Source organism: Tistrella arctica, assembly GCF_039630945.1.
Taxonomy (GTDB): domain Bacteria; phylum Pseudomonadota; class Alphaproteobacteria; order Tistrellales; family Tistrellaceae; genus Tistrella; species Tistrella bauzanensis.
The window spans coordinates 209,983-224,067 of record NZ_JBBKTV010000003.1; the positions used below are offsets into that span (position 1 = coordinate 209,983).

A 14,085-nucleotide genomic window follows, 5' to 3' on the forward strand; every position below is an offset into this window, starting at 1 on the left:
CGGCCTCAGATATCCGGATCGATGCCGGCCAGCCGGCAGATATGGGCCCAGTGCTCATCCTCGATCGCCATCACCGACAGCCGCGACTGGCGCACCAGGGCAATGCCCTCAAGCGCCGGATCGGTCTTGATCTGGGCCAGCGTCACCGGCCGCACCACCGGCGCCACCGCCTGCATGTCGACCATTCCGAAGCGCCCGGCCGGGTCCGACGGATCGGGATAATATTCCCGCGCCACCGCCACCACGCCCACGATCTCCTTGCCCTCGTTGGAATGATAGAAGAACGCCCGGTCGCCCAGCTTCATGGCCTTCAGATTGGCGGCGGCCTGATGGTTGCGCACGCCATCCCAATGGGTGCGGCCCTCGGCGACCATCCGGTCCCAGGAATATTTGAAGGGTTCCGACTTCACCAGCCAACGGCCCATCACGCAACTCTCTTCCGTCTCACGCAGGTCTCTCCGGGCGGCTTGAACCTTGCCTCATCATCTCCTGACACGGTCGTCATTCAGCGATTGTCGATCGTCTTGCGCCACGGGCGGATCGTGACGCTGTCGAACAGCCCCGCCTTGGCGTAAGGGTCGCCGGCCGCAAACTCGCGGGCCTCGTCAAGCGTTTCGGCATCATAGACGATCAGGCTGCCTGTCATGGCGCTGCCGTCATCCGACAGGAACGGGCCCGCCAGCACCACCTGTTCATCCTCTTGCCTGAGATAGGCCACATGGTCGGGCCGGGTCTCCAAGCGCACGGCCTCATGACCGGGCTTGTCGATGCAGATGATCGCGAACAGCATGGGGGCCTGTCTCCTCGTCAACGGAATGGCGTCGGGCGACGCCATTCTGCGCCGATGCGGCCGTCGGCGGCAAGCCCGCGACCACCGGTTTCCCTGCCCGTGCGGGGTTGCCAGACGTTGTTGCGCCATCATCATGACATTGTAAACCGGCCGCGAGGCCCCCTACCTTCGGACAAGGGGCGGATCGATGCCACGGATCGAGAGCGCGGAACCGGGGTGGGCGCGCCATAAGGGAGAGCGGGTCATGGACGGCATCGACAGGCGCGCCCTGATCCTTGGGGCGGCCGGCAGCTTTGGCGGCGCGGTGGCGCAGGAACTGGGCCGGCGCGGCTGGCGGCTGCGGCTGCTGGTGCGCGATCCGGCGCATCTGGCGCGCCTGGCACTGGCCGAGGATGCCGAGATCGTGGTCGGCGATGCCCGCGATCCGGCGCTGGTCGCCCATGCGGCCGAGGGCACGGACGCGATCGTCCACGCCGTCAACCTGCCCTGGCAGCATTGGGAACCGGCGATGCGCCGCATCACCACCGCCGCGGTCACGGCCGCGCGCGAGGCCCATGTGCGGCTGGTGTTTCCCGGCAATGTCTATGGCTTCGGCCGCCAGGATGGCCGACCGCTGCATGAGGCGGCGGAACGCCGCGCCACCACGGCCAAAGGCCGGCTGCGCATCGCGCTTGAACAGATGATCGAGGATCTGGGTGATAGCGGCGCCGCGCCGGTGCTGATCCTGCGTGCCGGCGATTTCTATGGCCCCACCGTCCGCAACCGGCTGGTGGAGATGATCTTCGGCCGGCTGGCGCGGGGGCAGGCCCCGCAATGGCCGGGCGCCCTGGATCTGCCCCACCAATGGTGCTTCATGCCCGATCTGGCCCGGATCGTGGCCGACCTTTTGGCACATGACGATCGGCTGGCGGCGGTGGAGCATGTTCATATGCCGGGCCACGTCTTCGACAGCCAGCGCCGGTTCATGGAGATGGCGGCCCGCGCCGCCGGCCGGCCGGACCTTCTGCCCCGCGCGCTGCCGGGCTGGATGCTGCGGCTGGGCGCGCTGGGCGATGCCGAATTGCGGGCGCTTCAGGAACTGCGCTATCTGTTCGACGATCCGGTGATCATCACCGGCAGCCGGCTTGGCACATTGCTGCCCGATTTCCGCCCCACCACCCCGGAGCGCGCCATCGCCGCCACGGTGGCCGCCCGCAACCATGCGGCGGCAGGGGCGGCGACTTAGCGGTCTCAGCCGGCTGCCGCCACTGCCTGATCTGCTGCTGGCTGATCCGCCGCCCCCTCGTGCCGGGCCATCGCCGCCGACAGCGCCGGTGGCCAGGGCACCGACACCGCCTGTGCCAGATCCATGCACACCAGCACCACCAGCGCCTTGAACCGCACCTCATCGCCGCAGGTCACCCGCACCCGCAGCGTGCACGACCGGGCCGAGGCGCGGTCCACCGACAGGGTGAAATCCAGCGCGTCACCCAGCCGCGACGGCGCCTTGAAATCCACCTCCAGCCGCACGGTCGGCGCCCCAAAGCCCAGGGTCTGGTGCAGATGGCGGAAATCGAACCCCATGCTGTCGAACCAGTCCTCGACCGCACCGTTCAGCATCTCGAAATAGCGGGGATAGAACACGATGCCCGCCGGATCGACATGGGCGAAGCGAACCGGTGTCCGGGCCACGAAGCTCATTCGACAGCGCCTTTCGTCATGATCTGATCTTTCAGAATGGCCAGCAATCCCAGCAGTGCTTCCTGCTGCGCCGGGGGAATGCCGGAAAAGACCTCGGCGATCCAGCCGTGATGCGCCTCGGCCAGCACCGTGAACCGGGCCATGCCGTCGGGCGTCAGGCAGACGATCGAAGCCCGCCGGTCATCGGGCGACGGCGCGATCCGGGCATGACCCTGCTCCTGCAATTGCCGGACCAGGGCGGTGACATTGCCGTTCGACACCAGCAGCGCCCGCGACAGCTCGCCCATGGTGATGCCGTCGGGATGGCGATACAGCGCCGCCATCACGTCGAACCGCGGCAGGGTGGTGTCGAACTCGTCGACGAACCGTCGCCGCAGCCGCTTCTCGATAATGGTCGAACAGGTCAGGAGGCGAAGCCAGAGCCTGACACTCAGCGCGCCCGAGGCGTCGCCCGCGTATTTGTCCTGCACAATGCCCTCATGATCGTTCGAACCCGAAGCCCGCCGGCACAGTCTGCCCGGCCGGGATCTATAGCCGGCGTATATAGACAGGCCCCTACAGGCTGGCAATCTCCTGCGCCCGCGCCAGATTGCGCGCCAGTTGCGCCTGCCCCGGCCGATAGGCGGGCGGCGTGTGCCCGCCCCGATAGCCGAGTTCGGCGGCGGCACGCAAGGTCCACATCGGATCGATCAGATGCGGCCGGCCCAGCGCCACCAGATCGGCGCGGCCGGCGGCCAGGATCGCATTGACCTGATCGGCTTCATAGATATTGCCCACCGCCATCACCGCGCAGCCCACCTCGTTGCGGATCTGGTCGGCGAAGGGGGTCTGGTACAGCCGGCCGAACACCGGCCGCGCCTCGGCGCTGGTCTCGCCCGACGATACGTCGATCAGATCCACGCCGGCGGCGGTCAGGGCACGGGCGATCAGCACCGCGTCATCGGGGGTGATGCCGGCATCGCCCATCCAGTCACTGGCCGAAATCCGCACCGCCAGCGGCTTGTGTTCGGGCCAGGCCGCGCGCACCGCCGCCACCACCGCCAGCGGAAACCGCAGCCGGTTGTCGAGCGTGCCGCCGAAATCATCCGCGCGCCGGTTCATCAGCGGGGTGATGAAGCCCGACAGCAGATAGCCATGGCCGGCCTGGATCTCGATCAGATCCACGCCCAGATCGTCGGCGCGGCGGGTGGCGGCAACGAAATCATCCCGCACCGCAGCCATATCGGCCAGGGTCATCGCCGCCGGCACCTGCCCGCCAGGGGTCCGCGCCAGGGCCGAGGCCGCGATCAGCGGCCAGTCACCGCCCGCCGGCAGCGGCGTGTCATCCGGCGTCACGGCGCCGCGCGCGCCGGCATGGCCAAGCTGAATGCCGATCCTGGCCGCGCTGTTGTTGTGGACGAAATCCACCAGCCGCCGCCAGCCCGGCATCTGGGCATCGTCATACAGCCCCAGGCATTGGGGGGTGATCCGGCCACCGGCGCCGACCGCGGTCATCTCGGTCATCACCAGCCCGGCGCCACCCAGGGCGCGGGCACCGTAATGGACCAGATGGCCATCATCCGGCGCGCCATCGGGGCCGGCGCCATAGGTCAGCACCGGCGACACCACCACCCGGTTGGCCAGGGTCACCCCCCGCAGCCTGAACGGCGTGAACAGAGGGGGCGGGGTCGGCGTCTCGACGGCTGTGGTCGGCGCATCGTCCGGTGCCACGGCGGCGGCGGCACGCGCGGCAAACCGCCGTTCCACCTCGGCCAGCCACGCCGGATCGCGCAGCCGCAGATTCTCGTGACTCACCCGCTGGCTGCGGGTCAACAGCGCATAGGTGAACTGCACCGGATCGAAATTCTGATAGCGGCCCAGCGTCTCGAACCATTCGGTCGAGTTGCGCGCGGCATTCTGCAATTTCAGCACCTCGACCCGCCGGACATCCTCATAGTCCTGCAAGGCCGCCGGCAGCCAGCCGGCGGTATCGGCACGGCCGGTATCGCCACCGGCCGCGCCGGCATTCAGCACCTCGGCCAGCTTGATCGCATCCTCGATCGCAAGCTTGGTGCCCGATCCGATCGAGAAATGGGCGGTATGCGCCGCATCGCCCAGCAGCACCAGATTGCCCATGGTCCAGCATGCGCACAGGATGCGGTTGAAATTGAGCCAGGCCGAACCGCGCAGATGTTTCGCATTGGTCGACAGAGGATGGCCGTCCAGATGGGCGCTGAAGATCGCCTCGCAGGCCCGGCAGGTCTCGTCCTGGCCCATCCGGTCGAAGCCGAGCCCCCGCCATGTGTCTTCGGAACACTCGACGATGAAGGTCGAACGCCCATCCTCGAACCGATAGGCATGGGCCCAGATCAGCCCGGCGGGTGTTTCCTCGAAGATGAACTCGAAGGCATCGAACCGCCGCTCGGTGCCCAGCCAGACATATTTGTTGGCGCGGGTCTGGATATCGACCCCGAACCGGTCGGCGAAGCGGGTGCGGAGCCGGCTGTTGATGCCGTCGGCGGCCACGATCAGGTCGAAACCGGCGAAGGCGTCGAGATCGGCGTCGAACTCGGTCTCGAACGACATCCGCACGCCCAATTCCCGGGCGCGGTCCTGAAGGATCGCCAGCAGGCGCTTGCGGCCGATGCCGATGAAGCCATGGCCGGTGGAGCGGATCGCCTCGCCCCGGAACCGCACCACGATGTCGTCCCACGACGCGAAACTGCCGATGATCGCCTCGGCGCTGACCGGATCATTGGCGCGCAGGTTCTCCACCGTCTGATCCGAGAACACCACGCCCCAGCCGAAGGTGTCGCCGGCGCGGTTGCGCTCGATGATCTCGATGTCATGGGCCGGGTTGCGCAGCTTCATCGATATCGCGAAATAGAGGCCGGCCGGCCCGCCGCCGAGGCATGCAATGCGCATCTCGCACCCGTCCTTGCTCATGTCATGTACCGAAATATATTTTAGACTTAAATTAATTTACCGGCCGCCTGCAGGATGTCAAGCGCCCTCTCCCGCCGAATTTCGTCGCGGTTCCGCTATGGCGTCGGGATATTTTGACCGGTTGGTCGACATATTCCGTCACCCATACCGCAGCCTGTTTCAGCCGCTTGACCGCATATAATTTAAGCTTAAAGTATATCACGGGGAAGACGAGGGAGTGACACACATGATACGGCCGTCGGCGCATCGCGACACCTTCACCCGTGACAACCTTCCGCCGCCGGATGAGTGGCCGGACCTGATTTTCGACCGCCCGGAGCTTCACTATCCCGACCGGCTGAATGCCGCTTCGGCGCTGCTGGCCCGGGCCGGCACGTTGAGCGACCCCGACGCCCCGGCGATCCTCTGGGGCGCGGCGTGCTGGACATTCCGGATGCTCGACACCCGATCCAATCAGCTCGCAGGGGTGCTGGTCGATCATTACCGGCTGGTGCCGGGGGAACGGGTGCTGCTGCGCGGCGCCAACACGCCGATGCTGTTCGCGGCCTGGCTGGCGGTGATCAAGGCCGGCGGTGTCGCCGTCACCACCATGCCGATGCTGCGCGCCATGGAACTGGCGCCGGTCATCGACAAGGCGCGGGTTCAGGTCGCGATCTGCGAGGCGGGGCTGGTCGGGGAGCTTGAGGAGGCAGCACAGGCCACCACCGCCGGGTCGTTGCGGGCGATCGCGGTCTATGGCGGCGACGATGACCCGCTGGCCGCCCTGATGCAGCATGCCGATCCGGATTTTCAGCCGGTCGCCACCGCCCAGGACGATGTCTGCCTGATCGCCTTCACCTCGGGCACCACCGGCAGCCCCAAGGCGGCGGCGCATTTCCATCGCGACGTGCTGGCGATGTGCGACACCTTCGCCCGTCATATCCTGAAGGTCGAACGCCCGGCCGTGTTCTGCGGCACGCCGCCGATCGCCTTCACCTTCGGGCTGGGCGCCCTGCTCGCCTTCCCGCTCAGCGCCGGCTGCGCGGTGGCCCTGCCGGAGCAATCCACGCCGGCCGCCCTGGCGCGGGCGATCGCGGATCACCGCGCCAGCCATGTCTTCACCTCGCCCACCGCCTATCGGGCGTTGCTCCAGACCCTCGGCCAGATCGACCTTTCGAGCGTGCGGCTGTTCGTCTCGGCCGGCGAGCACCTGCCGGAGGAAACCTGGCATGCCTGGCATCGCGCCACCGGCGCCGCCATCGTCAACGGGCTCGGCACCACCGAGATGATCCACATCGTGCTCTCCGCCGCCGACGACGACATCGTGCCCGGCGCCACCGGCCGACCGGTGCCGGGCTACGAGGCCTGCCTGCTCGATCCGTCGGGCGACATGATCGATGGTCCCGGAGAGGGTCGTCTGGCGGTGCGCGGCCCCACCGGCTGCCGCTATCTCGCCGATCCGCGCCAGCGCGATTATGTGGTGCGGGGCTGGAACGTCACCGGCGACATCTATCGCCGCGATGCCGCCGGCTATTACTGGTTCGTCGGGCGCAGCGACGACATGATCGTCTCCAGCGGCTACAACATCGCCGCGCCGGAAATCGAGGCGGCGCTCTATCGTCATGACGCCGTCGCCGAATGCGCGGTGATCGGCTGGCCCGATGCCGATCGCGGCCAGATCGTCAAGGCGGTGGTGGTGCCGGCCGCCGGCGTGATTGGCGATGCCGTCCTGATCAAGGCGCTTCAGGATCACGTCAAGCAGACGCTGGCGCCTTATAAATACCCACGCCTGATCGAGTTCCGCGATGCCCTGCCCAAGACCCCCAATGGCAAGCTCCGTCGGTCGGCGCTGAAGGCTGCCGCCCTGGTCGACTGAAAGCGGGTGACGCCGCGCGCCGGTGGGCGTAGGAAGGGAGGCTCGCCCGCCCGCCCCCTCTCGCCCTCTTCGCCCACCCTGCCCCCGCTCTCCGGACCGCCGCGCGCCCCCATGGATATCGTCGCCGCCATCCTGTCCCACCCGATCGGGCCCGAGCTGCTGCTCGCCCTGTTCGGGGCCGCCATCCTCGCGGCCGCGATCGACGCCATTGCCGGCGGCGGCGGGCTGGTGACCCTGCCGGCGATGCTGGCGGCCGGCGTGCCGCCGGCGGCGGCCATCGCCACCAACAAGCTGCAATCCAGCGTCGGCACCGCCACCGCCGCCGTCACCTATCTGCGCACGGGCCAGATCCGGCTGCGCGACGTCGCAGTGCGGATGGTGACCGTGCTGACCGGCGCCGCCGCCGGGTCGCTGGCGGTGCAGATGATCGACCCCTCGGCACTGTCGCGGATCCTGCCGGTGCTGCTGGTGCTGATGGCACTGTATTTCCTGCTCTCGCCCCGGGTCGGCGATATCGATGCCGAGGCGCGGGCGCCGGGCTGGGTGACCGGCTTCGTCGTTGCCCCGGCGATCGGCTTTTATGACGGCTTCTTCGGCCCCGGCACCGGATCGTTCTTCATGCTGGCGCTGGTGGCGCTGGATGGCCGCGGCATGCGCCGCGCGGTCGCCGAAACCAAGCTGCTGAACCTGACCAGCAACCTGTCGGCCTTGATCGTGTTCGCGATCGGCGGCCATATCGACCTGATCGTCGGCATCACCATGGCCGCCGGCGCCATGATCGGCGCGCAGTTGGGCGCCCGTCTGGTCATCGCCCGGGGCACCAGCATCGTGAAGCCCCTGCTGGTCTGCACCTGCCTCGCCCTGTCGCTGCGGCTGGGCTGGACCGAATATGTCGCGACCCCGGCGCCCCAGCTTGCCCCACCATCACCGGTCGCGCCACCATCGCCACCCGCCGTCACGGGCACGGCCGCGCCGCGCTGACGGAGTACGGCCGTCAGCCCTCGCGCGGCCGCTTGCGCCCGGCGGCGGCGGGTGTCGTCGCCATCGTCATCGGCGCCACCAGCGCCGACAGATGCACCCCCAGCGCCACCGCCAGATCATGCATCATCACCAGCGACGGCCCGGACCGCCCACGCTCCAGATTGCTCAGATAGGGCACACTCATCCCGGCCCGAAACGCCAGCTCTTCCTGAGAGAGCCCCTGAGCCACCCGCGCCGCCTTCAATGCCCGCCCGAATTCCACCCGGATATCCATGGTGGGCATGATGGCCTGGTCCCGCCAGGGCCGCCAGCCTCACCCGGCCGGTGTCATCCACTCCAGATCACTCCGCCGCCCGCACCGCCTGCAGCATCGCCCGGGCACCGCCAACCATCACACCCAGATCGACGCCGGCGGCGACGAAGCGATAGCCCCAGCCCAGATAGCGCCGGGCATCGGCGGCGTTGGTGGCCAGGATCCCCGGCGCCTTGCCGGTGGCGGCGATCCGGCGGGCGGCATCCTCCAGCGCCTGCTGCACCTCCGGGTGGCCGGGCCGGCCCAGATGGCCCATCGATGCCGCCAGATCCGACGGGCCGATGAACACGCCGTCGACGCCCTCGACCGCCGCGATCTCCTCCAGCCGGGCCAGCGCCTCGCCGGTCTCCACCTGCACCAGCACGCAGATCTCCTGATTGGCGACCGCGAAATAATCATCGGTCAGGCCATAGCGGCTGGCGCGGGTGGCGCCGGCGACCCCGCGCACGCCATGCGGTGGATAGCGCGAGGCCGAAACCGCGGCGGCCGCCTCATCCGCCGTCTGCACGAACGGCACCAGCAGCGTCTGGGCGCCGATATCGAGCAGGCGCTTGATCAGCACCTTGTCGTTCCAGGCCGGGCGCACCACCGCCGCGGCGGTGCCGGTCGCCGCCGCCTGAAGCAGCGGCTGAATGCCGGCGACATCGACCGGGGCATGCTCGCCGTCGAACAACAGCCAGTCGAAACCGGCCAGCGACAGGGCTTCCGAGGCAACCGGGCTTGCCAGCGACAGCCAGAAGCCGTTCAGCACCTCGCCGGCGGCGAGCCGGCGCTTGAAGGTATTACGGGGCGCCTGCATCGATCCGGGCTCCTCAAACAAACTGCACGGCAACGGCGCCGAGCGGGCCGAAATCCGCATGCAGCGTATCGCCCTTCTTCGCCCAGACTGGGCGGGTGAAACTGCCCGACAGCAGCATATGGCCCGGCTCCAGCGTCACGTCGAAGGGGGCGAGCTTGTTGGCAAGCCACGCCACCGCCATCGCCGGATGCCCCAGCACGCCGGCGGCAAGCCCGGTCTCCTCGATTTCCGAATTGCGATAGAAGATCGCGCCCACCCAGCGCAGATCCACGTCTTCCGGCCGCACCGGCCGCCCGCCCAGCACCAGCCCGGCCGCCGCGCCATTATCGGCGACGGTGTCGAAGATCCGGCGCGGCTCGGTCACCCTGGCATCGATGATCTCGATCGACGGCACGACCCATTCGGTGGCGCGCAGAACATCGACCAGCCCGACATTCGGCCCCTTCAGCGGTTCCTTCAGAATGAAGGTCAGCTCCGGCTCAACGCGCGGCACGCAGAAATCGTCGAACCGCACCTTGGCCCCGTCGGCCAGCACCAGATCGTCGAACATATAGCCGTAATCCGGCTCGTCGATCTTCGATGCCGCCTGCATCGCCTTCGATGTCAGGCCGATCTTGTGGCCGATGATCTTCGCCCCCGCGCCAACTTTCGCCGCCGCCACCGCCGAGGAAATCGCATAGCTGTCGGCGATCTCGATCTCGGGAAACATCTGGGAGGGGCGCTCGCCCTGCACCTTGGTGCGGTGGCTCTCAAGCAGGCTGTCAACGCATTGCGCGCGCTGTGCTTCGGTCAGCATTGCGGATCGGTCCCTCTTCTCAAAGCTTGATGCAGACGTTGCGGAGTTCGGTATAGAACTCCAGCGAATGGATGCCGCCCTCACGGCCGATGCCCGAGGCTTTCGAGCCGCCAAAGGGTGTGCGCAGATCGCGCAGGAACCAGCAGTTCACCCAGGCGATGCCCACCTCGATCGCCTTCGACACCCGGTGGGCGCGGGCAAGATCGGTGGTCCAGATCGAGGTGGCGAGGCCATAGGGGGTGTCGTTGGCCAGGGCCAGCGCCTCCTCCTCGGTATCGAACGGCATGATGTGGGTGCAGGGGCCGAAGATCTCGTCGCGCACCACCGCCGCATCCTGCGCAAGCCCGGTCCACACCGTCGGCTCCACCCAATAGCCGGCGCCATGGCCACCGACCTCCGGCACACCGCCGCCGGCCAGGATGGTGGCGCCGGCGGCACGGGCCCGGTCGTAATAGGACAGCACCTTGGCGCGATGCTCGGCGCTGATCACCGGCCCCATGGTGGTGGCGTCGTCGAAGGGGTCGCCGAAGCGATAGCCACGGGCCTTCTCGGCCAGCCCCGCCGCCACCCGCTCAAAGATGCCGCGCTGGACATACAGCCGCTCGGTGCCCAGGCAGACCTGGCCGGTGTTGGCGAAACAGGCCCGGCCCAGCCCTTCCAGGGTGGCGTCCAGATCGGCATCGTCGAACACGATGCCGGCATTCTTGCCGCCCAGTTCCAGCGACACCGGGCGCACGCCATGGGCGGCGGCGCGCATGATCGCCTCGCCGGTGCGGGTCTCACCGGTGAAAGTGATGCCGTCGACATCCGGATGGCTGGTCAGGAACTCGCCCGCCGCCCCCGGTCCGGTGCCGTGGACAACGTTGTAAACGCCGCGCGGAATGCCGACCGCGTTCATCACCTCGCCCAGCAGGGTCGCGGTCGCGGGGGTTTCCTCCGACGGCTTCACCACCACCGTGTTGCCGCAGGCCAGCGCCGGCGCCACCTTCCAGGTCATCAGCAGCAGCGGCAGGTTCCACGGACAGACCACCGCGATCACGCCCCGGGGGGTGCGCAGCGCATAATTCAGCGCGCCGCGCCCGTCGGGGGTCGCCATCTCGAAGGTCTCGGTCGAGGCGGTCAGGATCTGGTCGGCGAAGACGTTGAAATTGGCCGCCCCGCGCGGAATATCGATATGCGAGGCGATTGAGCGCGGCTTGCCGGTATCACGGATCTCGGCCGCCAGAAACTCGTCGAAGCGGGCATTGATGCCGTCCGCCACCTTGCGCAGCAGGGCCACGCGCTCCGGCACCGACATGCGGCCCCACGGCCCCTTCAGCGCCGCCCTCGCGGCCCCGACCGCCGCGTCGACATCCGCCCGTCCGGCGGCCGAGACCTCACCGATCACCTCGCCCGTGGTCGGGAAATGATTGGCGAAGGCATCACCGCTGCCGGCGACGAATTCGCCGTCGATGACATTCAGAAAGCGGGTCACGTCGTCAGTCCTTTCAGTCGGCCAAGGGAGAGGGCGGAGACGGGGGCGCGGCATCCGCCCGCTCCGGATCGCCATCGGTCAGGTGGTCCCACATCCGCTCGAAGATCAGCCCGGCGCGGGTGGCGCGGGCAGCAGCGGCCTCCGGCCCGATCACCGGTGCCGTATCGGCGAGCCCGGCACTGAGTGCCGCCAGTTCCACCCGGCAGACATCCTCCAGATACCAGGCAAGCCCCACGGCTTCCTCAAGGCTGGCGCCGGCGACCACGGCGCCATTGCCGCGCATCAGCACGCCGGCACTCTCGCCCATCGCGGCGATCACGCCCGCCGCCTTGTCGTCGTCGCGAACCAGTTGCACATCGTCCCAGAGCCCGACGCCCGGCGCGAAATAGGTGGCGAAGCCATGGCGCATGCGCGGCACCCGGCCGAGTGCGGCCAGGGCCATCATGTTGGGCGACATGAACCGCACCACGCCTCCTGCCTGGGGCCGGGCCTGATAGATCCGCTGATGCAGCCGCACCTCGCCCAGCACACCGGCCGGCAGCGCGCCTGTCACCGGCACCGTGGTGCAGGCCTCTCCCGGCCGGACCAGCCCCATCGGCCGCGACGGACAGACCAGAAACTGATCGGCGTCGACGCGGGCCGAACAATGGCCATAGGCATGAACCAGCCCGGCCCGTCCGAGCGCGCGCGCCGCGACCCGAACGGTCTTCGCAAGGGTGTCCCGCATGATCTCAATCCTTGAAGGCGGCGATTTTCGGGGCCGAGCCCCACTGGCAGAAGCCCTTGGGCGCGAAATGGAACTGGCGGTCGCGCCATAGCGGCTCGTCGTGGATCTCGCACACCCCGGTCGAGTACTCGAAGGTCATGCCGTCGGGACCGGTGAAGTACAGGAACTGCGCCGATGAGGTCGGGTGCCGGCCGGGGCCGAAGGTCACCGGCACCTGATTGGCGCGCAGATGCGCCAGCGAGCGGTGGATGTCGTCGGTGGCCTGGACCTGATGGTTGATGTGCTGGATGCCCGGCTGATGGAACGGGAACAGCGCCACCGAATGATGGATGGTGCCGAAGCGCATCAGCGGCGCGTCGCCGATCCGGTCCGACACCCGGGCATTGCACACCTCGGTCCAGAACAGCTCGTCGCGCGCCGGGTCGGTGGAACACAGGCCGACATGGGAAAAGCCGGTGATGCCGGCATCGCGGGTGCCGTGATAGCGCCGGCCCGTCGTCTCGGGCCGCAGCACGAATTCGATCGGGTTGCCGCTGGGGTCGTTGAAGCGGATGAAGGCGCGGACATGGCGCGCATCGCACTCATCCGCCGTGCCCGCATGCACAGGGTGTCCCAGCCCGTCCAGCACCGCCGCCGCCCGGTCCAGATCGGCGGCCGATCCGATCTCGAACGCCGTTGCCTGTTGGTCGGCGCCGCCCTCGACATAGCACAGCGTATGGGCGCGGGCGTCCGACTTGAAATACACCGCACCCCGGCGCCGTTCCGAGACCTCAAGCCCCAGAATGTTGACCGCGAACCACTCGGCGCCGGCCAGATCGCGGGTGCCGAGCCGGCAATAGACCACGTCCATCAGGTCGATCATTGCCCACCCTCTCCGCCAAGTTCCGGCTCCCCACCGAATTCCGAAAGGCCGCAGGGCGATCCCCAGGCGCAGTGCGACAGGGCTTCGGCGGCGAACTGCCGGGGGCCGCGCGCCGCCAGCGCCGGGCCCTGCTCCATGCCGGTGGCATAGGAATGCAGCACCCCGCCGGGGCCGCGGGCGGTGACGAACATCGCCCCCGATGTCGGCTGCCGGCCGGGTCCATGAACCACCGGCACCTGCCGCGCCTGGAACAGATACCAGCCCTGCATCACCGCATTGATGCCATCGACCGCCCAGACCGCGCCCAGCAGCCCATCGCGGGCCGAGGGATAAAGCGCGATGCGATGATGGGCGTCGTCGATCGCCAGGAACACGGCGTCGCCGGCCCAGTCCGACACTCTGGCGCCGATGCCGCGCACCCAGAAATCCTCGTTCGCGGCGATATCGGCGCAGGCAAGCTGAACCGATTGCAGGCCGGTGATCCCGGCATCGCGCGGCCCGTGATAGCGCCAGCCCGAACTCAGCGGCCGCCAGACGATCTCGACCACGACACCGTTCGGGGCGGTGACCGCGATGCCGGCCTTGATCTGCCGGCCGGCGCAATCATCCGCCGTCAGCCGCCGGCACGGCCAGTCGGCGAGCCGGGCCTCCGCCGTATCCAGATCCCGCGCCAGAGCCACCGACAGCGCCACCGCCGCCGGCCCGCCGCTGGTGGTATAGGCGATCGCATAATTGCGGGCGTCGGACCGGAAGTGGGCGGTCTCGTCGTCGCGATCGCCTGCCTGAAGCCCGAAGACGCCGGTCGCGAAGGCCGTCGCCGCGTCCAGATCATCGACCGGCACCCGCAGATAGCGCAGGTCGCGATACAGATCGGTCATGCTGT

At 68.5% G+C, this 14,085-nt stretch carries 15 protein-coding genes; 3 read left to right on the plus strand and 12 right to left on the minus strand.

Features of this window, described 5'->3' with window-relative positions; all coding sequences use genetic code 11:
* Window positions 1-5: 5 nt before the first annotated feature.
* Both WG924_RS07815 and WG924_RS07820 read right to left on the minus strand, forming a co-directional pair.
* Entirely contained in the window at window positions 6-425 is a 420-nt protein-coding gene (locus tag WG924_RS07815) for an EVE domain-containing protein (protein WP_345932456.1), read from the minus strand.
* Window positions 426-505: 80 nt separating this feature from the next.
* Window positions 506-790 (minus strand): YciI family protein, encoded by a 285-nt coding sequence (locus WG924_RS07820; RefSeq protein WP_345932457.1) that lies wholly within the window; start codon window positions 788-790, stop codon window positions 506-508.
* A gap of 244 nt (window positions 791-1,034) precedes the next feature.
* Here WG924_RS07820 and WG924_RS07825 point away from each other — a divergent pair, with 244 nt between their 5' ends.
* On the plus strand, window positions 1,035-2,015 hold the full coding sequence (locus tag WG924_RS07825) for an NAD-dependent epimerase/dehydratase family protein (RefSeq protein ID WP_345932458.1): 981 nt from the start codon (window positions 1,035-1,037) through the stop codon (window positions 2,013-2,015).
* Window positions 2,016-2,020: 5 nt separating this feature from the next.
* Here the strand turns inward: WG924_RS07825 and WG924_RS07830 are convergent, their stop codons facing one another.
* The 3 genes from WG924_RS07830 to WG924_RS07840 form a co-directional block, all read right to left on the minus strand.
* The gene (locus WG924_RS07830; protein ID WP_345932459.1) at window positions 2,021-2,470 is read right to left on the minus strand and encodes an acyl-CoA thioesterase; all 450 of its coding nucleotides are present in this window, start codon (window positions 2,468-2,470) and stop codon (window positions 2,021-2,023) included.
* A complete protein-coding gene (locus WG924_RS07835) occupies window positions 2,467-2,940 on the minus strand; it encodes a MarR family winged helix-turn-helix transcriptional regulator (RefSeq protein ID WP_345932460.1) in 474 nt (157 codons plus the stop codon). Before WG924_RS07835 ends, WG924_RS07830 begins: the two co-directional genes overlap by 4 nt.
* A gap of 85 nt (window positions 2,941-3,025) precedes the next feature.
* Window positions 3,026-5,374, minus strand: coding sequence for a bifunctional salicylyl-CoA 5-hydroxylase/oxidoreductase (locus tag WG924_RS07840; RefSeq protein ID WP_345932461.1), 2,349 nt, complete (start codon window positions 5,372-5,374; stop codon window positions 3,026-3,028).
* Between the two features lie 247 nt (window positions 5,375-5,621).
* On the opposite strand from WG924_RS07840, the gene WG924_RS07845 reads away from it, so the two are divergent.
* Together WG924_RS07845 and WG924_RS07850 are read left to right on the plus strand one after the other, a co-directional pair.
* Entirely contained in the window at window positions 5,622-7,250 is a 1,629-nt protein-coding gene (locus tag WG924_RS07845; RefSeq protein ID WP_345932462.1) for an AMP-binding protein, read from the plus strand.
* A gap of 111 nt (window positions 7,251-7,361) precedes the next feature.
* A complete protein-coding gene (locus tag WG924_RS07850; RefSeq protein ID WP_345932463.1) occupies window positions 7,362-8,231 on the plus strand; it encodes a TSUP family transporter in 870 nt (289 codons plus the stop codon).
* A gap of 13 nt (window positions 8,232-8,244) precedes the next feature.
* Here the strand turns inward: WG924_RS07850 and WG924_RS07855 are convergent, their stop codons facing one another.
* The 7 genes from WG924_RS07855 to WG924_RS07885 are packed head-to-tail and all read right to left on the minus strand — an operon-like array spanning window position 8,245 to window position 14,080.
* Complete coding sequence (locus WG924_RS07855) at window positions 8,245-8,514, minus strand: helix-turn-helix domain-containing protein (RefSeq protein ID WP_345932464.1); 270 nt, start codon at window positions 8,512-8,514, stop codon at window positions 8,245-8,247.
* A gap of 58 nt (window positions 8,515-8,572) precedes the next feature.
* Entirely contained in the window at window positions 8,573-9,343 is a 771-nt protein-coding gene (locus WG924_RS07860) for an HpcH/HpaI aldolase family protein (RefSeq protein ID WP_345932465.1), read from the minus strand.
* A gap of 13 nt (window positions 9,344-9,356) precedes the next feature.
* Window positions 9,357-10,139 carry a fumarylacetoacetate hydrolase family protein gene (locus WG924_RS07865; RefSeq protein WP_345932466.1) on the minus strand — a complete coding sequence of 261 codons (783 nt, stop codon included), beginning with the start codon at window positions 10,137-10,139 and terminating at the stop codon, window positions 9,357-9,359.
* Between the two features lie 19 nt (window positions 10,140-10,158).
* On the minus strand, window positions 10,159-11,613 hold the full coding sequence (locus WG924_RS07870; protein ID WP_345932467.1) for a 2-hydroxymuconic semialdehyde dehydrogenase: 1,455 nt from the start codon (window positions 11,611-11,613) through the stop codon (window positions 10,159-10,161).
* Window positions 11,614-11,626: 13 nt separating this feature from the next.
* Entirely contained in the window at window positions 11,627-12,340 is a 714-nt protein-coding gene (locus WG924_RS07875) for a class II aldolase/adducin family protein (protein ID WP_345932468.1), read from the minus strand.
* Window positions 12,341-12,344: 4 nt separating this feature from the next.
* Window positions 12,345-13,202, minus strand: coding sequence for a VOC family protein (locus tag WG924_RS07880; protein WP_345932469.1), 858 nt, complete (start codon window positions 13,200-13,202; stop codon window positions 12,345-12,347).
* On the minus strand, window positions 13,199-14,080 hold the full coding sequence (locus WG924_RS07885; RefSeq protein WP_345932470.1) for a VOC family protein: 882 nt from the start codon (window positions 14,078-14,080) through the stop codon (window positions 13,199-13,201). The genes WG924_RS07880 and WG924_RS07885 overlap by 4 nt, the downstream gene beginning before the upstream one ends.
* Window positions 14,081-14,085 lie beyond the last annotated feature (5 nt).